At 39.6% G+C, this 19,455-nt stretch carries 17 protein-coding genes, 1 other RNA gene and 4 pseudogenes; 13 read left to right on the forward strand and 9 right to left on the reverse strand.

What is annotated here, in order from left to right; translation table 11 throughout:
• The first annotated feature begins 13 nt into the window (after positions 1 to 13).
• The 9 genes and pseudogenes from aroD (at position 14) to MAQA_RS06395 (ending at position 7,432) form a co-directional block, all read left to right on the forward strand.
• Positions 14 to 775, forward strand: coding sequence for a type I 3-dehydroquinate dehydratase (gene aroD / locus MAQA_RS06365; RefSeq protein ID WP_036072374.1), 762 nt, complete (start codon positions 14 to 16; stop codon positions 773 to 775).
• 107 nt (positions 776 to 882) lie between these two features.
• Positions 883 to 1,116, forward strand: a complete 234-nt coding sequence (secG, locus tag MAQA_RS06370) for a preprotein translocase subunit SecG (RefSeq protein WP_036072376.1) — start codon at positions 883 to 885, stop codon at positions 1,114 to 1,116.
• 224 nt (positions 1,117 to 1,340) lie between these two features.
• Complete coding sequence (locus MAQA_RS06375) at positions 1,341 to 2,201, forward strand: GRP family sugar transporter (protein WP_036072378.1); 861 nt, start codon at positions 1,341 to 1,343, stop codon at positions 2,199 to 2,201.
• 120 nt (positions 2,202 to 2,321) lie between these two features.
• Complete coding sequence (locus MAQA_RS06380; RefSeq protein ID WP_036072380.1) at positions 2,322 to 3,068, forward strand: alpha/beta hydrolase; 747 nt, start codon at positions 2,322 to 2,324, stop codon at positions 3,066 to 3,068.
• Positions 3,069 to 3,115: 47 nt separating this feature from the next.
• A pseudogene (rnr, locus tag MAQA_RS06385) lies at positions 3,116 to 5,477 on the forward strand (ribonuclease R).
• Between the two features lie 17 nt (positions 5,478 to 5,494).
• Positions 5,495 to 5,959, forward strand: a complete 465-nt coding sequence (smpB, locus tag MAQA_RS06390; RefSeq protein WP_036072382.1) for an SsrA-binding protein SmpB — start codon at positions 5,495 to 5,497, stop codon at positions 5,957 to 5,959.
• A gap of 89 nt (positions 5,960 to 6,048) precedes the next feature.
• Positions 6,049 to 6,415: a transfer-messenger RNA gene (gene ssrA / locus MAQA_RS14135) on the forward strand.
• Between the two features lie 594 nt (positions 6,416 to 7,009).
• Positions 7,010 to 7,126 (forward strand): annotated as a pseudogene (locus tag MAQA_RS15495) (leucocin A/sakacin P family class II bacteriocin); the annotation flags it as partial.
• A gap of 18 nt (positions 7,127 to 7,144) precedes the next feature.
• Complete coding sequence (locus MAQA_RS06395) at positions 7,145 to 7,432, forward strand: bacteriocin immunity protein (RefSeq protein WP_052008502.1); 288 nt, start codon at positions 7,145 to 7,147, stop codon at positions 7,430 to 7,432.
• A gap of 166 nt (positions 7,433 to 7,598) precedes the next feature.
• Here MAQA_RS06395 and MAQA_RS06400 read toward each other — a convergent pair whose 3' ends face one another.
• The 6 genes and pseudogenes from MAQA_RS06400 to MAQA_RS06430 form a co-directional block, all read right to left on the reverse strand.
• The gene (locus MAQA_RS06400) at positions 7,599 to 7,856 is read right to left on the reverse strand and encodes a DUF4176 domain-containing protein (protein ID WP_036072384.1); all 258 of its coding nucleotides are present in this window, start codon (positions 7,854 to 7,856) and stop codon (positions 7,599 to 7,601) included.
• 504 nt (positions 7,857 to 8,360) lie between these two features.
• Positions 8,361 to 8,948, reverse strand: a pseudogene (locus MAQA_RS06410) (T7SS effector LXG polymorphic toxin); the annotation flags it as partial.
• Between the two features lie 96 nt (positions 8,949 to 9,044).
• A complete protein-coding gene (locus MAQA_RS06415; RefSeq protein WP_036072390.1) occupies positions 9,045 to 9,419 on the reverse strand; it encodes a DUF3958 family protein in 375 nt (124 codons plus the stop codon).
• A complete protein-coding gene (locus MAQA_RS06420) occupies positions 9,416 to 9,712 on the reverse strand; it encodes a hypothetical protein (RefSeq protein WP_036072392.1) in 297 nt (98 codons plus the stop codon). Before MAQA_RS06420 ends, MAQA_RS06415 begins: the two co-directional genes overlap by 4 nt.
• A gap of 167 nt (positions 9,713 to 9,879) precedes the next feature.
• The gene (locus tag MAQA_RS06425; protein WP_036072394.1) at positions 9,880 to 11,046 is read right to left on the reverse strand and encodes a sensor histidine kinase; all 1,167 of its coding nucleotides are present in this window, start codon (positions 11,044 to 11,046) and stop codon (positions 9,880 to 9,882) included.
• 240 nt (positions 11,047 to 11,286) lie between these two features.
• The gene (locus MAQA_RS06430; RefSeq protein WP_052008503.1) at positions 11,287 to 11,919 is read right to left on the reverse strand and encodes a response regulator transcription factor; all 633 of its coding nucleotides are present in this window, start codon (positions 11,917 to 11,919) and stop codon (positions 11,287 to 11,289) included.
• A gap of 316 nt (positions 11,920 to 12,235) precedes the next feature.
• Here MAQA_RS06430 and MAQA_RS06435 point away from each other — a divergent pair, with 316 nt between their 5' ends.
• The 4 genes and pseudogenes from MAQA_RS06435 (at position 12,236) to MAQA_RS15500 (ending at position 16,835) form a co-directional block, all read left to right on the forward strand.
• Positions 12,236 to 12,850 (forward strand): hypothetical protein, encoded by a 615-nt coding sequence (locus MAQA_RS06435; protein WP_036072397.1) that lies wholly within the window; start codon positions 12,236 to 12,238, stop codon positions 12,848 to 12,850.
• Positions 12,851 to 13,122: 272 nt separating this feature from the next.
• A complete protein-coding gene (locus MAQA_RS06440; protein ID WP_077913567.1) occupies positions 13,123 to 15,042 on the forward strand; it encodes a lectin-like domain-containing protein in 1,920 nt (639 codons plus the stop codon).
• A 100-nt stretch (positions 15,043 to 15,142) separates the two neighbouring features.
• Positions 15,143 to 15,745, forward strand: coding sequence for a WxL domain-containing protein (locus tag MAQA_RS06445; protein WP_052008517.1), 603 nt, complete (start codon positions 15,143 to 15,145; stop codon positions 15,743 to 15,745).
• Positions 15,746 to 15,897: 152 nt separating this feature from the next.
• Positions 15,898 to 16,835 (forward strand): annotated as a pseudogene (locus MAQA_RS15500) (WxLIP family cell surface protein).
• Between the two features lie 78 nt (positions 16,836 to 16,913).
• On the opposite strand, the gene MAQA_RS06455 reads toward MAQA_RS15500, so the two are convergent.
• The 3 genes from MAQA_RS06455 to MAQA_RS06465 are packed head-to-tail and all read right to left on the reverse strand — an operon-like array spanning position 16,914 to position 19,337.
• Entirely contained in the window at positions 16,914 to 17,714 is an 801-nt protein-coding gene (locus MAQA_RS06455; RefSeq protein ID WP_052008506.1) for a DUF1828 domain-containing protein, read from the reverse strand.
• Between the two features lie 21 nt (positions 17,715 to 17,735).
• Positions 17,736 to 18,227: a DUF6978 family protein gene (locus MAQA_RS13690; protein WP_052008507.1), complete on the reverse strand. Its 492-nt coding sequence runs from the start codon at positions 18,225 to 18,227 to the stop codon at positions 17,736 to 17,738.
• 39 nt (positions 18,228 to 18,266) lie between these two features.
• A complete protein-coding gene (locus MAQA_RS06465) occupies positions 18,267 to 19,337 on the reverse strand; it encodes a type I restriction endonuclease (RefSeq protein ID WP_077913569.1) in 1,071 nt (356 codons plus the stop codon).
• Positions 19,338 to 19,455: the final 118 nt, after the last annotated feature.

Genomic DNA, 19,455 nt, shown 5'->3' on the forward strand with positions numbered 1-19,455 from the left:
AGGGGGGCTGAACATGGAACAGGTAAAAGTAAAACAAATGGAAATCGGAAGCGGAAAGCCTAAAATTTGTGTTCCGCTTGTTGGTAAAACGATTGCTGATTTAAAGCGCGAAGCGAAACAAGCGGCAAGTTTAGGAATTGATTTCGTTGAGTGGCGCGCTGATTATTTTGCAAAAGTCATGGACCTAGAAACAGTGAAATGGGCTTTACGTGAATTTAAGCCGTTTTTAGAAGGGCTACCGCTGTTATTTACGTTCCGAACAAAGGCTGAAGGTGGCGAAACGGAAATTTCAGAGGAATTCTATTTTGAACTGAATCAAGCGATTATTCGAACGAGGGAAGTGGATTTGATTGATTTGGAGCTGTTTCATGAGGAGCGGCATTTAAACCGATTAATCAGTGAAGCCCACCAAGCAGGAATCAAAGTCGTGATGAGCAGTCATGATTTTGAAAAAACACCGCTTAAAAATGAGCTTTTAAAGCGATTTAAGCGGATGGAAGCTTTGGATGCTGACATCACAAAAATTGCTGTAATGCCGCAAGATGGGACGGATACTCTTGCCTTGCTTGATACGGCTGCTGTGATGAATGAAGAGGCGAAGGTGCCATTTATTGCGATTGCGATGGGCGAGCTTGGCGTGCTTTCACGACTTTCAGGGCGCTTTTCGGGTTCGGCTGTCACCTACGCAGCAGCAGAAGAGAATTCGGCTCCCGGACAAATCTCGGTTGCAACGACGAAACAGATTCTAGATGCGCTTGGCGAAAAAGATGCATGATCTTCACAAAACTGTAACAAAGTATTTCGCCTGTTGCTATTGTGCGCTTCTTTGAAATATGATAAGATTAAAATTAGTCAAATTGGACGGTTTTAGGAGGAAAAATAATGAGTACAGTTTTAACGATCATTTTGGTGATTGTATCCGTACTTCTCGTAGCAGTTATCATTCTTCAACCAGGAAAAAGCAACGGTTTATCTGGTGCAATTTCTGGTGGGGCTGAACAATTATTCGGGAAGCAAAAAGCAAGAGGGTTAGAATTGATTTTACATCGGACGACGATTGTTTTATCAATTATTTTCTTTGCTTTATTAATTGCACTTGGCTTTTTTGTTAAATAAGGTTGAGGTTGTAAGAGCGGAATAAATGGATGTGAAAAGCATTCCTGCCTAGAATCTGGCAGAGGAATGCTTTTTTATTTGGGCGGGTTCTACCCGCGAGGGAAAGTAAGTTGGGGAAAGTCTCACCTATATTCCTGCAAAAAAGCAAATGGTTTTCTTTTTTAGCTAGAACATGATATATATTATATTCATGGGGTTAAGAAACATGGTGGGAGGAATAATGAATGAATATTTTGGTTGCGCTTGTGCCTGCGGTTATGTGGGGGCTAATGCCGCTTGCTGTTGCTAAAAGTGGTGGGAAACCTAAACAGCAGATTATTGGAACAGCTTTCGGAGCGTTACTTTTTGCTGTTTTTGTATTCTTATTTACTGAGCCACATTATACAGCAACGATTTTGATTGCGAGTTTTATATCGGGCGCTTTTTGGTGCTTGGGTCAAATGAATCAGTTCCGTGCCTTTACGCAAGTCGGGGTATCGAAGACGATGCCGATTTCAACGGGGATGCAACTTGTCGGGACTTCACTTTTTGGTGTGTTTGCGTTTCATGAATGGGAAACAACAGCTAAATTAGTGCTTGGTTTTAGCGCACTTGCTTTAATTATTATTGGAATTTTTATGACGAGCTATCAGCAATATAAAGATGATGGTTCGGAACAAAATATGAAAAAAGGAATCATCACATTACTGATTTCTTCTATTGGTTATGTCGGTTACGTTGTCACAACGCGCTTTTTTGATATCAGTGGTTGGGATGCGATTTTACCGCAAGCGGTCGGGATGGTTGTTGCGTCGTTCGTATTCACAATTGGCGGTCGCGATGAGCCTCGCTTCACAAAGGCAACGTTCCTTACGATTATTCCAGGTTTAATGTGGGCAACGGGGAACCTAGCATTGCTTTTCTCAAATCGAATGGTTGGAGTCGCAACTGGATTTTCACTCTCACAAATGGGGGTTGTATTGTCAACGCTTGGCGGAATTTTGATTCTTGGTGAAAAGAAAACGAAAAAAGAGCTCGTATTTGTGTTACTCGGTGTCGTTCTTGTGATTGTCGGCGGAACGATGATTGGATTTGCCAAAAGTTAAAGAGAAGCGGCCTTTTCTAAAAGGGCGCTTTTTTTTAGCGGTGGGAATATTTTTGATTGCGGGGAGGCGTTTTTTCTCGTACACTAGACATAGAAACAAAGTCATAAGGAGCGTTTGAAGATGAAATTCACACCGCCAAAACCGTTTTTATTTGAGACGGGGAAAAGGGCAGTTTTACTGTTGCACGGATTTACGGGAAGTTCTGCCGATGTAAGAATGCTTGGCAGGTTCTTGCAGGAAAATAATTATACGGCTTATGCGCCGCAGTATAAGGGGCATGGCGTTTCGCCGGATCTACTTTTAAAGACTGGACCAAGTGACTGGTGGCAAGATGTGCTTGATGCCTATGAGCATCTTCGAGAGCTTGGTTATCAAGAAATTGCGGTTTGTGGATTGTCGCTTGGCGCACTTTTCTCGCTGAAACTGGGATTTACAAAACCGGTGAAGGGGATTGTGTCGATGAGTGCACCGACAAAAATGGATAGTTCATCCCCGATCATTTCCGGGTATATGGATTATGTCCGAAATTATAAGCGGCTTGAAGGGAAATCTCAGGAGACGATCGAACTGGAAATGCAAGATTATGCAGGGAAATCAATGGATCAAATTGCGAAGCTGAAAGATGAAATTAATTCGGTGATACAGGATATCGATCTGATTTATGCGCCGATTTTTGTCGTGCAAGGTCGTTTAGATGATATGGTGGACGTGGACGGTGCGAAGCGGATTTACGACGAGGTGCAGTCGAATGAAAAGCACATCAAATATTATGAGAACTCTGGGCATGTCATTACGATCGACAAGGAGCGAAAGATTTTGCAAGACGATATCCTTCAGTTTCTTGACGGATTAGATTGGCAAGTTTAGAAGAAAAGGAAAATGGAAAGGAGGGGATCCGTGTGAGTGAACAGGAAATGGCACAGCTTGTTTTGAATTTTTTGAAGGAACACAAGGATACGGCTTATTCGCTTGATGAACTTGAGCTTGCTCTGAAGCCGGAAGATGCGGAAAGTTTTAAGGAAATGGTGAAGGCGCTTGTGCGACTTGAGGATAGCGGTGCGGTGATACGAACGAAACGCAACCGCTACAGGATTCCAGAGCAAACGGATTTGATTCAAGGAACGTTTCGGGCACATGAACGTGGTTTTGGGTTTGTGATGCCGGAAAATAAGGACTTGGATGATATTTTTATTCCGCCGAATGAAGTGCGCGATGCGATGAATGACGATGTGGTACTTGCGAAAATCACAAAACGTAAGGGGGATAACCTTGCAGAAGGCGTGATTGAAAAAATTGTGGAGCGGAAAACGGCGCAAGTTGTCGGTACTTATATGGAAGATCTTGCCGGAGCTGGGATTGTGATTCCGGATGATAAGCGTATTTCAGGCGAGATTGATGTGGATCTTGAAGACGGGTTGAAACCAGTTGATGGGCATAAGGTGATTGTGGAACTTACGGCATATCCGCATGGAAACACGCGGGCTCGCGGGATTGTCAAGATGATTATCGGGCACCGCAATGATCCGGGCGTGGATATCTTGTCGGTGATTCATAAATACGGGATTCAGTCGACTTTTCCAGAAGAAGTTATGAAGGAAGCGGCAGAAGCGCCAAGTGATCTTACGGGTGTCGATATTGGAGCGCGTCGCGATTTGCGCGACCAAGTGATCATCACGATTGACGGGGCAGACGCGAAGGATCTTGATGATGCGGTCACGGTGCGCGAGCTTCCAAACGGGAACTTTGAACTAGGGGTTCATATTGCAGATGTTTCATACTATGTAACGGAGGACTCGGCACTTGATAAGGAAGCATTGGAACGCGGTACGAGTGTTTATTTGGTAGACCGAGTGATTCCGATGTTGCCGCATAAACTTTCAAATGGAATTTGTTCGCTGAATCCGCAAGTGGATCGCTTTACGCTTAGCTGTGTGATGGAAATTGATGCGGAAGGGCAAGTCGTGAATCACGAGATTTTTGAAAGTGTGATTAAAACGACGGAACGAATGACTTATGATGATGTCAACTCGATTCTTGTTAATCAGGACGAGGAACTGCGTGAGAAGTACCGGGTAATTGTGCCAATGCTAGATCAAATGCTTGAGCTTTCGAAAAGATTGCATGCGAAGCGTGAAAAGCGTGGCGCGATTGATTTTGATGCTAAAGAAGCACGCGTGATTGTTGATGAAGAAGGGCATCCGCAAGAAGTTGTGATGCGGGAACGTTCAGCTGGGGAGCGCCTAATTGAAGAATTTATGCTTGCAGCGAATGAAACGGTTGCGGAACACTTCCACTGGATGGATGTTCCATTTATTTACCGGATTCACGAAGATCCGAAGGAAGATAAATTGGCGCGGTTCTTTGAGTTTATTACGAACTTTGGACTGGTTGTGAAGGGAACGGCTAACCAGATTCATCCGTCAGCACTTCAACAAGTGCTTGATGAAGTGAAGGGGAAACCAGAAGAAATGGTGGTTTCAACGGTGATGCTGCGCTCGATGCAACAAGCGAAATATGATACGGTTTCGGCGGGGCACTTTGGGCTTGCGACGGACTTTTATACGCACTTCACTTCGCCGATCAGGCGTTATCCGGATCTGATTGTGCATCGTTTGATTCGGGAATACTTGATCAAAGGAGATGTTCGGCCTGAAACGCTTGAGAAACGGGCGGAACAGCTTCCTGAGATTGCGGAGCATTCTTCGAAAATGGAACGGCGTGCGGTTGATGCGGAACGTGAAACGGATGAACTGAAGAAAACGGAATTTATGGTCGACAAGGTTGGCGAGAAATTCCAAGGGATTATTAGTTCGGTGACAAATTTTGGATTGTTTATTGAACTGCCAAATACGATTGAAGGTTTGGTGCATGTTAGTGCGATGAAAGGCGATTATTATCAGTTCCACCAAAATCTGCTTGCGATGATCGGCGAACGCACCGGGAAGGTTTACCGTATTGGCGATGAAGTCGAGGTTGAAGTGGCGAAAGTGGATGTGGATGGTCGCGAAATTGACTTTAAGCTTCTCAGTGAAGGGAAGGATTCGGAGCGCGCGAAAGGAAGTCGGCAGAAGCAAAAGCCGATCAATAAGACACGCGGTTATAAGTCTGTGAACAAGAAGCACAAAGGAAAGGAAAGTAACAAACCGAAAAGAGAAGCGGGTTCTGATGAGGAATGGCATACGAAGCCGAAGAAGAAAAAAACGCAAGAAGGCTTTTTATGAAGGTGTAGCTAAAGGGAACCAGCCGAAGAATAAGAAGAAGAAAAAACGCAGATAGGAAGGAGGCGTTTTTAGATGCCAAAGGGTGAAGGGAAGCTGATTGCTCAAAACAAGAAGGCTCGTCATGATTTTTCGATCGAGGAGACGTTTGAGGCGGGGATCGTTCTTCAGGGAACGGAGATTAAATCGGTTCGGAATGCGCGTGTGAATTTGAAGGATGCTTATGCGCGCGTTGACCGTGGCGAGGTATTTTTACACAATATGCACATCAGTCCTTATGAACAGGGCAATCGTTTTAACCATGATCCGCTTCGGACGCGAAAGCTTTTGCTCCACAAGAAGCAAATTAGCCGTTTGATTGGTGAAACGAAAGAAGCAGGGTACTCGATTGTGCCGCTCAAAATGTATATCAAAGATGGCTATGCGAAAGTCTTGATAGGCATTGCGAAGGGTAAGAAGAAATATGATAAGCGCGAGGATTTGAAGCGGAAAGAAGCGAAACGTGATATCGAGCGGGCGTTTAAGGAAAGGCAACGCTAATTCGTTTAGGGGAAATAAGCGGGTGGCAAGAAAAAATTCGCCGGCATTTCTTGAAACTAAAGCAGTCTTTTAGTATAATTAATGAGTTCGGGGCTGTTACGGATTCGACAGGGATAGGTCGAGCTGGGGTTGCGCGTCGGGGGTGTCGTCCTCGTTAACAACGCAAAAGCCAATAATAACTGGCAAAGAAAACAAATCTTTAGCTTTCGCAGCGTAATAGCGGCTTAAGCTGATCCTCCGTGCATCGCCCATGTGCTACGGTAAGGGTCTTACTCGAAGTGGGATACGACTAAGGGCTTCCGTTTGTAGTCTTTAGGAAGAGATCAATCAAGCTAGCTGAAAGGAAGCCTGTTGCAGGGCCGAGATTCAAGTGAAATTCGAATACTGCGACTACACGCGTAGAAGCTTCGGTGCCGATATTTCTGGACGCGGGTTCGACTCCCGCCAGCTCCATATTTTAAAACAGAAGAGACGCTGTTAGAACTCCCAAATGGTTTTGTGAAGCCATTTGGGAGTTCTTTGTTTGGGTAATTAGTGAGATATGACTTTTTCACAACTTGTTATTACCTTAGGATTGTCATTTATTGTGGAATTGGATTCTGGACAGAGGGCCATTTATTTTAAGGCCAATTGTATAGGGCATAGAAGTCATTAGCAATATGTTTTTATTTAGCACAGTTTTTGCTTACTTGAAGGATATTTATTTGAATAAATGTGGTATGAAAATATTATTGAATAATCTAACAGATAGATTAACAAAGGGGATTAAACTTACACCTATATTAAATTAACGAATAATTCAAAAGATACTATTTTATTCTTCTTGTTTTTGTGCTATGATAAGTCAAAGCTCACTATAGACATGTTTTTAGTGCCTCGCCAATAAAAGTTTCTCGTAAAGCTAATTCACACAACAAAGATATTTCAAAAGAGAAAGTGGAGGATACATCATGAAAAAGCTTATTTTAAAAAACACTTGTCGGAGTCATTTGTTTATCCCTTGTCAGTATATTTGCAGTTCCGTAACATTCTGAAGCAAAATATTATGGTAATGGGGTATATTCCAACAAGAAAAAATGCTGGGTTGACTGGAGCAAAGCTAGAGCAGCGATTGGTAAAATAGTTGTTAATGGATGGATACAACACGGCTCGTTGTGTTCTCATTAATTATTGAAGGTGATTGCTATGAATGAAAAGAAAATACTTTATTTTATTAGTGAGGCCTATTCGGATAAAGAAATTCAAAATAATACTGAGTTAGCCGAGTTACTTTTGAAGTATGCGAAAATGCTAGAAGAAGGGACGGGGTACAAACTCGTTTGTGTGAAACTTAGTAATGCGATTTCTCGCTATTTAGTAACTCATAAACTACAATTTCCAGAAGCTTTGACGGAGCTTTTTAATCAAATTGAGCCGGAAGCTCAGAAATATCGTGGTGCAGTATCGTTAGATATGTGGCTAAATAATTTCTAGATACTAGTTTTGTGTTAGTTAGTTTTATAGGCGTTTTTTCGATAGTAGCTTCATGCGTGAAATGAATAGGAAAATAATGGTTAATAGATTTTAAAAGCCGAGTTTCTAACGAAGCGTTAGAAACTCGGCATTATTTTTTTATTAAATTCGGTATTGGTTAAAGCGATTATTTTTTTTTCCATTTGGATACGAGTTCTTGGTATCTTAATTCTTCTTCATCTGAATAGCCAAGTGTGATCACGCGGTCGATGTTTTCTTCGTTGAAAAAGAGGGATTCGTTTGGGCTTACGCCTTCGGGATAGAGACAGCCGATGTAGTCAAAAAAGGCTTCTTCGCCGTTTTTCTCGATGGTTTGGCTTCGGCCGATAATCATGATTTTTTTGTTGCCTTCTTTTAAATAAACAATTGTTCCCAGTTCTAACATGCTAGGTCTCCTTTTTTATTATTTTTGTGGATTAACCTTGTAATGCTTCCCAATTTGCCCAAACGCCTCGTCCGATTTCATGAGGTGAGGGTTCTGATTTAAGGAATTTATTTTGATCGGTCAACTTGGATATGACGGAATTTCCAACTCCAAAGAAATGATTCCAATCAGTGAGAGTGAATTCTAGAGTGGTTTTACCGGTTGGCTTTTCAATTCCGGAGGCGCTTATGTGGTGCGTGATTCCTTGCCCAATCGTTTTTTTCGTCGTTTTCACTTATGCTTATTACTGTGATGTTTGAAACTTGTTCGTCGTATTTTACCACTTCACCATAGGTTATGATTACTGGGTGAGCGGTGCCTGCTTTTGTGAATGTACTTGATTGTTTCATCGCAGATAATAGTGATTTGTTTTCGGCGCTTGCCGCGATAGTTGTTTTGTTTTCTCTGAGATAGGTTAATACTGAATTTGGAAGTTGATGGCTTGGGTTTTGGCTTAAATATGAATCAAGCTTGTTTAAATCTTGTTTCTTGAGGTTTGGGACTTTTTTTGGCGATCTTATCAATTTCTGATTTTGAAACGTTGTTTAAACTATTTAATTGTTTTAACCAACTTATCGACGCGCTGGCCTCAGGTGTAAAAGTATGGGTTGTGTGGTTATAACTGCCATTAGCCAAATAAGCAACTCCGGCTGCAACTTGTTCTAACAATTGATTTGCTAAATGATAGATGGGCGCACAACTAAAATTGAAATCGTGGAGTTTTTGAATTTGTTCAATGATTTTTTGGGTATTCATTAGTTGGATTTGGGAAGCAGCAATGTAGTTTTGGTTATTTATTTGTGCTTCGTTCAAATCATTGGATAGAGAATTCATTTGCGTGACGATTGCTTGCATAGTGTCTTCATCGATTCGCGCTGACGGGGAAGGATCGACTTGTGCTGCGAATTGCTGCTTAAAGATTTGGTTAGCTTCAATTATAGCTTCGTTTGCCGCGATCATTCCTTCGACAATTGGTAAGTGGTATTCTTGGAAATGCTTTTTCATCCCTTGATAAGCTTTTCCTGTTAAACCGTCTGCTTGTTGTATTTCTAATAAGACGGCTTTTAAATTTTGATTGGCTGTATTTTTTTTGTTTTAAAATGATGTTGATGTTTCGGATTTGTGAGTTCATCTCAGTCATATCGATTTTCAGCCCCATTTTATGTATCCTCCCTTGCTGTTTTCCGGTAGTTGTTTTCTACTTCCTGAATATGCCGCTCTATTTCTCTTTTTTTCTTTGTGCATTTCATCATAGCGGTCGTAGAAACGTTCATTCACCTTGCGTTCTTCTTGAAAAAGTTTGTCTTGAGACTGAATTTGAAATTGTTGCGCGAAATCGCCTTGCCAACAGGAACCTAGTTCATCCAGCAGTTGCTTACTACGATTTAATAGCTGCCCGTAATTTTCTTGCGCTTCTTTTAAATTTTCCATGCCCTTCCCGTGCTTTTCAAAATCTTCCTCGGCCGTTTGCAACTGATAACGAATTCTTTGTAAGTCTTCCTGTCTATTTTGTTTTGAATTCAAGGTATCACCCTTATTTCAGTTGCTGGATTTCTGAAGCTACTACTTTGTCTTGTTCGGAAAAGCATTCTGCTGTTGTAAGGATTTTTTTCGATGCTGTCTTGTAAGTTTTTTGTATACTCGTCAGTGTAGCGCAAGCTGTTACTAAAGGCGCTTTGCATTTCTTTTGCTGGCGTAACTGTAGAAAAAGTTCCAACAGCCAGCAATTGTCTCGTTTGTTGAAGTTCATCGCAAGCTGTCCGCAATTTTTCTGCCAGTTGTTTTGCCTCGGTTTGACTTGATTTGATTTCACTCATTTTTTTCGCCGCCTTTCCCTTGTTTTAAAATTAATGTGCTTTCATCTAAAAAGTATACCATGATCGAATTCAGCGAAAACATGGATTTTTTGTAAATAAAAATCAAAAATTGGCGTTATTGATTAGAAACACACTCGCATAGATGTCAAACAACCCGAACTGAGTTCTCAGAACGGGTTGTTTGGCGTAAGTTTGATCATAAAAATAAATTCGTCTGGATTTTGCACAATTTGATAACGATAGTCATATTTGGTAAGGATGTTATCGACGACGAAGAGTCCAAGGCCGTGGCTAGGGAAGTTTTCGCTAGAATCTTGGGTGTGGAAGGGGCGGACAATCTCTTTTACGTCAAGCTGAATCGGGCTATTCATTTTATTTTGGATATAAAAAATATTGCGGCTAGCCCGGTAGCCAATTTCGATGGTGGAATCACTTGGAGAGTATTTTAACGCGTTGCTGATTAAATTGGAGCAGACTTTTTTGAGATGTTTACCTGGAATGTTAATGGTCATTTCGCCGTTAAGTTTGCTTAGATCCATCGTAATATTTTGATCAAGAATAATTGGTTCAAACCATTCTAGCGTGTTCTTGACAGCTTCGGTTAGGTCGGTCTTTCCTTCTGCGAATTCAATTTCAAGCCGAGACGCATCCATAATTTCATTCACAAGGCTCGTCATGTCATCTAACTTTTTGATCGCAACTTGCATATGATGAGGTTTGTCGGCGTATTCTGGGAAATCATGGAGCATTCCTTCAAGTATGAGCCTGAGCGACATGATCGGTGTTTTGAGTTCGTGATTGCTACCGCGAATGAAGTCAATCCGGTCTTTTTGCTTTTTCTGTTCTTTTTGGTATTGCGATTCAAGATTGCGAGAGGCTTCGTCGAGTTTGCGGAACATTTCTGAGATGTTTTCTTCGAGAACTTGGAATTCGGAAATCAAATTTCGTTTTTTGGATGGTTGACCGGGTGAAACGGTTTTGTAAGAATCAATCAATGTGTTTAATTCGTTGAATTGTTTCCTTAAGTTTCTTGAATAAATAAGGGAAAGAATGCAGGAAACGATAATTCCTAAAAGTAGGCCGTAAAGAAGTAACTCTTTTGATAAGGCAAGGATGGCTCGAGGTGAAAAATCATTGGTCGTAGAAATGAAAACATGATAGGGAGTATGTTTTTTTTCATATTTTAGATAGTCAGAGTTAAGGGAACTGAAGTAATCTTTGTAGTTAGAAATGGTTAAGCTATTGTCTTTTGTATCTTTATAGATATTCAAGTTAGAATAATCGAGTTTGCCATTTTTAAATATGAAAATGACGTAGTCTTGTTTGATCGACATACTATCGATATTATTTGCGATCTCTTTATTTTGGTAGATTTTTAAAAAATTTGCTCTGCTTCTTTTTTTAAAAACTTTTTTGTTGCTGCTTTTGAATGGTTGTAATGAGTAATAAGACGGTGATCAGAAAGAAAAGCAATAAAGTTAGGCCGACACTAACGAAATTAGTGAACCAATTTCGATAAAATAAGTTTATTTTGGTACGCCGACTAGTTTCTTTCAATACGATACCCCACTCCTTTAATTGTCGTAACGAGTTCTGGGAAAAGTTTTTTTTCGAATATTTTTGATGTGCATATCAATGGTTCGTGTATCCCCAAGATAATGATAGCCCCAAATAATATCTAGTAATTCTTCGCGTGTATAAATTTTTCCTTTTCCAAGTAAGAGGGTTTGGAGTAATTCAAATTCTTTTGCTGTTAAATCGACGGGTCCTCCTAAATAAAAAACTTCATAGTTGTTGACTACGAGGCGTATGTCTTTATATTCAATTTCCATTAAGCTTTCTGTGTAAGTTCGCCTAATGACGGCTTCGATTTTATAAGCGAGCAAATTCATGGAGAAAGGTTTGCTGATATAGTCATCAATTTTATACTCGTAAACATTGATTTGAAATAGTTCATCAGTCAAAGCGCTGATTACGATAATGGGGATGTCGCTATTTTTGCGGATTCGTTTGATGAGTTCTTCGCCTGATATCCCTGGAAGCATCATATCCGTCAAGATGACGTGAAATTCTTCACTTTGAAATAAATTCCATGCTTGTTCTCCGTTTTCTGCGGCAGCAACGTCATAACCAGAACGAGTCATGGAAGCTTGGATCGCCGTACGAATATCAGTTTGATCTTCTACTACTAAGAGCTTGTATTTCAACACTATCTCCTCCAAAAGGTATTTTTACAACATTTGGAAAGTCTTTTTGCTCAAATTTATGAACACACTTCTGCGCATAAAGATTATAACAGAGTCTTTTTAGTTAAGATAGCCTTAAAAGAAAAAATTTCGAATAAGCTCATTAGCTCGTTGTAAAGACTCATTTCTTGATTAAATTTTACATAAATTATATATAGGAGTCATTTGAAAAACATAGAAAACTGTCAAAATGACAAAGAAATCTTGACGATCTGGAAAGAAAAAAGACTTCTAAAGCGCATATTTTGAGAGAAGTAGAACGAGGCGGGTTAAGAAAATGAACGAATTAAAAAAGAAATTTTTTCCTTGTTTTATGGACCATCAAAACTTTTTGAGTTATGCGAAGTTAGTCTATTTATCAAAAAATGAAAGATTTACTCCGTGCCAAGATAGGCTTTATTTAATTGATGAAGGCGTTTTTTACTGGGAGTTTTCCGCGAAGAAATACCATGCCTTTATCGGTGAAGGGGACTACTTTGGGTTTGATTCCGAAGAAAAGAAGTCGTATAAACCGGTAACCGATGCTGTACTTTGGGAGATTCCGCTTAGCTTTATTCATGATAATTGCCCGGTGAGTGTATTAGCAGAAATCACTTACCGAGATACAGCACGCTATGAGAGATGGCAGGGGCTTGAGGAAAAAAGAAAACGAGCGACACAGGAAGGCATATGGTGTCTAGCCTTAAGGATGCAGCAAACTCGGCAACAAAGAGAGGCATTTGATGATCACGATTTTTTTCAATTATTTAGTGAGACTTCGCTTACAGATAAGGAGAAAGAAAAGTTTCTTTTATATTTGATCAACCAATGTATTGTCTTAAAGGCGGAACAAATTTACGTTTTATCTTATGTGAATTTAAGTGAGCACATAGAGGAAATGCTAGGATTTTAATGTGCTAATGGTTGTGTCAGATGGACAGAAGTCAAAACGGAATGAGTGTGAAAGAGATGCGAACCAAGTGAAAATGACTTAAAAATTCTTTGAAAAGTATAAGGATAATATAAAAATTTACATTAACTATATATTAGTCTGATAAAAAAATTATGTAAATGTGTAAAAATAAGGATCGTGGTCAAAATACCATGTTGAAATGATTAAGGTTGGAGGAGGTGTAAAAGTGAAACAAGTTTGGCTACTTTTTTTTATTTGCTTTTTTAACCTTTATGGAAACACCAATTCTAGCTTGGGCAAGTGAAGAGCAACCTCCGGATGGAATAAAGTTGCAATCCGTTTTTAAGATACCAGAAGGAGCAGATAGCTCAGTGATAGAAGCGGAGAACCAAGACATTGCTGAAATTACGGCGAATAAGAAAAATCAAGCGGGGGCTATTTGGAATTTAGATAGTTATAAGATGGATCTTACAAAGGATTTTAAGATGTCAATGTATCTTTATTTTGGGAACAAAGGAACGTTAGCTGCAGATGGTGCGGCTTTTGTGATGCAAGCGGATAAGGATCAAAATAATGCTTTTCGAGCAGGTGAAAGCAGGCGTTTAGGTGTTTGGGATTCAAGTCGATATAATGAATTTGGTCTTGCAATCGGTCATTCTTTTGCGGTGGAATTTGATACACATTATGATCGCAATTTTGACAGTATGCTTGCTAAAGGACGTAATCATATTGCTTGGGGCTATCCGGATCAAAGGGAGACCTATAAGGATGAATGGTCACTGCTTGGTTCACAGCGCTCCCTCCTTCACGGGGAACCGATTTTTCCAAATGGCGATTATTTATCGGATGGAAAGTGGCATTTGTTTACAGTGAAGTGGGATGCGAAAATGGCACAGCTTACGTATAAATTTGATAAATTGCGAGAGATTCATGTGCCGATTGATGTCGCGCAGACGTTTGGAACGAATCAAGTATACTGGGGATTCACAGGAGCAACGGGGTCACAGTTTTCGGAAAGTAAAGTGGTTTTTGAGGAATTACCTGGGCGACTTGAGGGAAAAACAGCTGAGCATATTTTTGATTGGTGGTCGAAAAAGTCGGTGAAGAAAGAGGATGTCTATGCTGGACAGATGTTGACATATGAACTAGATACTACTTATTTAACGGGGCAGGAAGAGTGGAAAAATGTGGTACTCAAAAAGCGACTGGATAAGAATGTGGATTATGTCGCAGGATCTCTTCGGATGGTAAACGAGAATGGGGAAGAAAGTGGACTAAATGAAAGTTATTTCGAAGGGAAACTGTTACAAGTCCCATTAGGCGATTTTGAGCAAGGCGGGGCTAATAAAAAGATTCGATTTGAAGTACGTACGCATCAAGTTGCAGAAGATTATACAGTAATAGAGGAGGCCGCATCAGTTGGCGAAAATCTAATTACTCATTCTAGTCCAATCACTTATACACTTAAAAGCAATGTGGCTCCTGTTATTGAGTTACGAAGCTCTGGTGGTGTTGTGGGGGTTGAAAATTTGAGTGTTGAAAAGACGCGTCTGCTAGGAAGTTGGATAGATCCTGATAGCGATTGGGTGAATATCTACTATCAAATTAGTGGTCGTGAGTCAGAAAAACTCGAACAGCAAGACAATAATCCCAAAAATGTTAATCATAATTTTAGCATTGATGTGGACGCGGAAAACTTGAAGCCAGGTGTTTATCAAGTAACTGTCTATGCCGTAGATCGGGAAGGTGTGAAGTCGAATATCGATAAGCTCAATCTTGTTGTCCAGGGGTCGTTGAAATTTGCGGAACTACCTGATTTTGAATTTGAGCTAAGTGAGATTCCGGTAGACAAAACGATGATGATTCATGCCGCCTTTACGCAGAAAATGGCGATTTTGGATACGCGCGGGGAAGGCAGTAGCTGGAATTTAAAGGCGCGTCTTAAGGAGCCGCTTATTTCTAAGGAAGGGCATTATCTTGATCAGCTTTACTATTTAGATGAAACAGGTGCCGCACGTCGGCTGGAGCAAGAGGATTTGATACAAATTCGCGCAGGAAAAACTGCGGAAGAGCCGCTTCAAATTCTTAACTGGAGTGAAAAAACAGGACTTGGCATTAAACTAAGTCCGGCCAATTATATCGGAGAATACAGCGGGACGGTTGAGTGGGTACTTGAAGACACACCGGCGTAACTAGCTGAGAAAATAAAAAAGAAAAAGAGGAACCCAAAATGAAAAAAAGAAAAAATTAGTAGTAGCAGTATCTAGTGTATCAGCGGTGCTTTCACTTGGCATGCAGACGGCCTTCGCAGCTGGAGATACGGCAACATCACAAGTAGAGGTGAAGCTGCAACCGGGGAAAACTGAAAAACCGGTAGATCCGATCGTTCCAAATGAAGACCCTAATGAACCTTCTGGAGAAACGGGGAATGTAGGCTTGTTGACAATTGATAATGTGACCCCGTTTGAATTTGGCCTGCATGATTTGACGGAAGAGACGGAAAACTTTTCTGTCATAACAAAGCACCCCAATGTACAAGTTTCTGATCGTCGTGGTGAAGGACAAGGTTGGGCGCTTCAAGTTGGATTATCTGCTTTTTCAGATGCGAAAGAAAAAGATAAGGTGCTAAAAGGCGCGGAACTTGTGATTCCGGAAGGACAGCTTCAAACGACTGCTGGAAATGTTTCAAAAAAACCGGAAGAATTTGCGGTGAAGCTTGAGGCAGACGGGAAAAGTACGGCTACTTTGATGCAAGCGGATCAAGACTCTGGGATGGGTTCTTGGGCAGATGTGCTAAACAGCAAGGAGATTAAACTTTCGGTGCCTGCGGGCAACTATTCAGGTGAATATAGCGCGACTTTAAGCTTTAGTCTTGTTGATGCGCCAACAAAATAGGAAGGGCGAACAAGGTGGCAATTAGTCTTTTTAGATTGATTGCCATTTTAAGTAGAAAGGAAATGCAGATGGGTATAAATCGGGTTTTAAGTAGTGTGATTATCGGGATTGTTATTTTTTTAGGTGCTGCAGGAAGTGTGCAGGCAAGCGATATGAATTATAGTGTGCAAGCGAATATTCCAGCAAATCAGTTGGATAAAGCGAAGACGTATTTTGACTTGCGGATGAAGCCTCGGGAAAAGGAGACGATTTCGCTGACACTTAAAAACAAGTCGGGAGAAGCGGCAACCATTTTGGTGGAGCCAAACCGGGCAACAACCAATCGAAATGGGGTTATCAATTACGCCGCATCAAATGAAAAGCGAGACAGTTCACTCGAGGTAGATTTTGAACAATTGATTTCTAGCAAAAAGGAAGTAAAGTTGGCGCCAAATGAAGAGAAAAAGGTGGATTTTACGTTACAAATGCCAAAACAGCCGTTTTCTGGAATGGTTTTGGGTGGTTTTTATGTACACAAAAAGGAAGCGAATGCCACTAGGGCAGGGGCGAAAGTGGTACAGGTGAAAAATGATTTTTCTTACGTGATTGGAGTGAAACTAACGGAATCGGATGAACCGGTTGTGCCCGATTTGCAGTTGAATGAAGTGAAACCTGGTCTTGAGAATTATCGGACGATGGTTTCAGCTAATATCCAAAATACTTCGGCAACCATTGTTTCGAATTTGCACATAGAAGCGGAAGTTTTTAAGCAAGGAGGGAAAAGGCGATTCATCATGTGAAACGTGATAATCAAGTGATGGCGCCGAATTCCAATTATGATTTTATCATTCCTTGGGACAAGGCAAAGCTAGCTTCTGGCAAGTATTTGCTGAAATTAAAAGCAGATGATGGTGCGGGGCATAAGTGGGATTTTCGGAAAGGCTTTGTGATCCGAGAGAAAGATCGGGCGTTAAATGAGGAGGCCCTTTTACTTCCAAAGGAGCGACATTCGGTTTTGAAAAGCAGTTTGATCGTTGGCGGACTTTTTGTTGGAATGATTAGCACTTTGACTTTTTTCGTAATCAGAAGTCGAAAGAAAAGCGAAAGCTGAAAATGAGAAATGGTATCTGAAAAAAGCAGGAATCCAGAAGTGGCAACTTCGGATTTCTGCTTTTTCTACTTTATGTGATCATGAACTTTTGAGTTCTTTTATCCAGGTACTTCTTTTGCTCCATAAATATAATTTCATGTTGGAAAGAGAGGCTTCTTTGCTTGAAAAATTCGTAATGGAACTAGCAAAAATTTTACTAACTTTATTTGCTTCATCATCTGCTATAATAATTTTATCTATTTTTCTTGAACTGTCATCTAGATCAAGAAAAGAAAAGAGTGGCTCTACATATGCTTCAGATCTCGGATTCGCTACAGCTTTAATCAATTTTTGATTGGATTTTTTAGTCATTCCAATTGCAAAGTCAAAAGAAATTGTGTTTCCGGTTTTTCCAATAAATTGAGCATTAGGCGTTATGCTTAAATCATTATCTAGTAGAAATTCTTGCAGATCCTCAGAAAAGAAATTCGCAGTTTTATTTCTTGTTGTGAGTAGCATATCATTGATTCGAATAATACATTGAATTAACATATGCTGTTTGACAGGGTAACTCGAAAGATCATCAAATTCAATAAATAACTCATAGGTCTTAGAATTAAAGCTAACGCCAAATGTTCTTAAAGTTTTATTGAAAAAATCTTTTCGTTTGCCTTGTTTGAAAACATCCACTCCTATAGAGTCTAGTTCATCAACAGCATATCCATCGTCAGATAGAATGTAATGAGTAGATTTTTGCTCAAGAAATAGATTAATATAGTCATTACTAGGGTCTACAAAAGGTGTCTCGATCTTGATGAAATCTTGATTCGCTTCAAAATTGATTTTTTTCATGGACCAATCTAAGTATTCCTTTTTTAGCTTGCTTTTTAAATCAATCATGAAACATCTACCTCCTCTCATTCAATATAGGATGGTTGTATTGACATATATCTCGAATTTATCAAGTTTAACAACATGAATTCGTTCTAAAAATTTTCGAAAAACAACAGCAATATCTTCTAGCTCTTCAGATGTCAAATACATTTTAGCATAGTTTTCATTTAAAGGGTATGCAATACTATCACCATATTTTTCATCAGCTATATGAATATGGGGACAGGCGATTATTTGATTGGCATATTCGAAATCGCCATTTGGATTTTCGTGAGCGGGCCCACATAAATCAAGACGGATCAATTTAGTATCTCGATGTAAGTCTTCTCGCAATTGAAACGTGCATTTTGGAGCTTTGCGACCGGCGCGGTTTAAGTCAACTGTAAAGGTTGTTAAATTGCTTTGTAACTTTAATGAAGATTTTTCACCGTTATCTGGCAACCAAATTTTTTGAAGAAAGGGATCGTTTATTTGTTTAAAACTAGCAATTAAATTTCGAATGTCTTCGTTTGTTAGCATAAATATCACTCCAATGATAGTATCTAGATGAAATTTGATCTATAAAAATTTTTCAGTAATTGGGGTAATTTGTTCTTTATAATTAAAAATATCAGTTACAGCAAAGATTTCAATTTCAGTTTTTGCATCATCATTTAAAATGATATATTTTCGTGAATGATTAATATAAAGTCGAAGAATCCATTTGCGTATGTTGTCATCTATAATAATATTGAAGTAGGATCGATTATCACGATAAAAAATTCGGTTTAAATCAATCGTATCTTTCAAAATAAGCTTAGTTGTCGCAAAAGCTTCAATTTCTTCTTCAGTGGTGACAATCTTTGTTTCATCGAATTCCGATTTTTTATCTTCTTCCTCTTCATTGGCTGTCGAAGTAACAGATGAATTAAGAGCAGCAGTCAGTTTACTGTTGACCTGTTCTGCAATGAATTGTTTAAAACCACGTTTTACAACGGGTGTGAATTTATCAATAACTTCTTTTCTTTTTACACCATCATAGATTTTAGCAATGATAAATTTAACGAATTCCTCGCTAGGATCGTTAAGCTGTGTGGTTAAAAACTCTTTTATGTAACCTAAGTATTTTAAATCGGAAGCAGCTTTCGAAATGTCAACCAAATCAAAATTTTCTTTATGAAATTTAAAAATTTCAGTAGTTTGACCATCTTTTAATTCAGTTACGAAAAAAGAGAAGAAGGGTGACCGGTCCATTTTGTTTGGCTCATCTAAGTCTGTGTAAAATCGGTATTCATCACCATTTGTCAAAATACCAATTTTCGCTGAGGTTGTACCAAAATAACGGAACAATTGCGAATCATGCTTATGTAGTTTTTCAGCGACGGATTTTGCTTCGATCAAAATCAGTGGCTCTTTATCTTTCAAAATCGCATAATCCACTTTTTCTCCCTTTTTTATACCAACATCTGCAATAAATTCTGGGGAAAATTCTAGCGGATTAAAAACATCATAGCCTAAAATTTGAAAGAAAGGCATGATAAGAGAAGTTTTTGTGGCTTCTTCTGTTGTAATGCTATCTTTTAGCTGAGTAACACGTTCACTAATCGTTTTTAAAGCTGTTGAAAATTGTTCGAGTTCCAATTTAGTCATCTCCTATATCTGTTTTTGTTCTTAAAACTTGGAATCACAGGCCTTACCACTTTATTCAGATTAAAACTTCATTTACCTATATCAAATTTACCAAAATGCAATAGGTGTTGCAATTTTT

It is taken from the genome of Listeria aquatica FSL S10-1188 (genome assembly GCF_000525795.1).
Taxonomy (GTDB): domain Bacteria; phylum Bacillota; class Bacilli; order Lactobacillales; family Listeriaceae; genus Listeria; species Listeria aquatica.

Bases quoted from the DNA above. Each gene is read 5' to 3' on its own strand.
- MAQA_RS06465 (WP_077913569.1), bottom strand. From the start codon at position 19,337: ATGACTAAATTGGAACTCGAACAATTTTCAACAGCTTTAAAAACGATT.
- aroD (WP_036072374.1), top strand. From the start codon at position 14: ATGGAACAGGTAAAAGTAAAACAAATGGAAATCGGAAGCGGAAAGCCT.
- MAQA_RS06445 (WP_052008517.1), top strand. From the start codon at position 15,143: ATGCAGACGGCCTTCGCAGCTGGAGATACGGCAACATCACAAGTAGAG.
- MAQA_RS06435 (WP_036072397.1), top strand. From the start codon at position 12,236: ATGAACGAATTAAAAAAGAAATTTTTTCCTTGTTTTATGGACCATCAA.
- MAQA_RS06420 (WP_036072392.1), bottom strand. From the start codon at position 9,712: ATGAGTGAAATCAAATCAAGTCAAACCGAGGCAAAACAACTGGCAGAA.
- MAQA_RS06375 (WP_036072378.1), top strand. From the start codon at position 1,341: ATGAATATTTTGGTTGCGCTTGTGCCTGCGGTTATGTGGGGGCTAATG.
- MAQA_RS06395 (WP_052008502.1), top strand. From the start codon at position 7,145: ATGAATGAAAAGAAAATACTTTATTTTATTAGTGAGGCCTATTCGGAT.
- MAQA_RS06425 (WP_036072394.1), bottom strand. From the start codon at position 11,046: ATGTCGATCAAACAAGACTACGTCATTTTCATATTTAAAAATGGCAAA.
- MAQA_RS06380 (WP_036072380.1), top strand. From the start codon at position 2,322: ATGAAATTCACACCGCCAAAACCGTTTTTATTTGAGACGGGGAAAAGG.
- MAQA_RS06400 (WP_036072384.1), bottom strand. From the start codon at position 7,856: ATGTTAGAACTGGGAACAATTGTTTATTTAAAAGAAGGCAACAAAAAA.
- smpB (WP_036072382.1), top strand. From the start codon at position 5,495: ATGCCAAAGGGTGAAGGGAAGCTGATTGCTCAAAACAAGAAGGCTCGT.
- MAQA_RS13690 (WP_052008507.1), bottom strand. From the start codon at position 18,227: ATGCTAACAAACGAAGACATTCGAAATTTAATTGCTAGTTTTAAACAA.
- MAQA_RS06455 (WP_052008506.1), bottom strand. From the start codon at position 17,714: ATGATTGATTTAAAAAGCAAGCTAAAAAAGGAATACTTAGATTGGTCC.
- MAQA_RS06440 (WP_077913567.1), top strand. From the start codon at position 13,123: ATGGAAACACCAATTCTAGCTTGGGCAAGTGAAGAGCAACCTCCGGAT.
- secG (WP_036072376.1), top strand. From the start codon at position 883: ATGAGTACAGTTTTAACGATCATTTTGGTGATTGTATCCGTACTTCTC.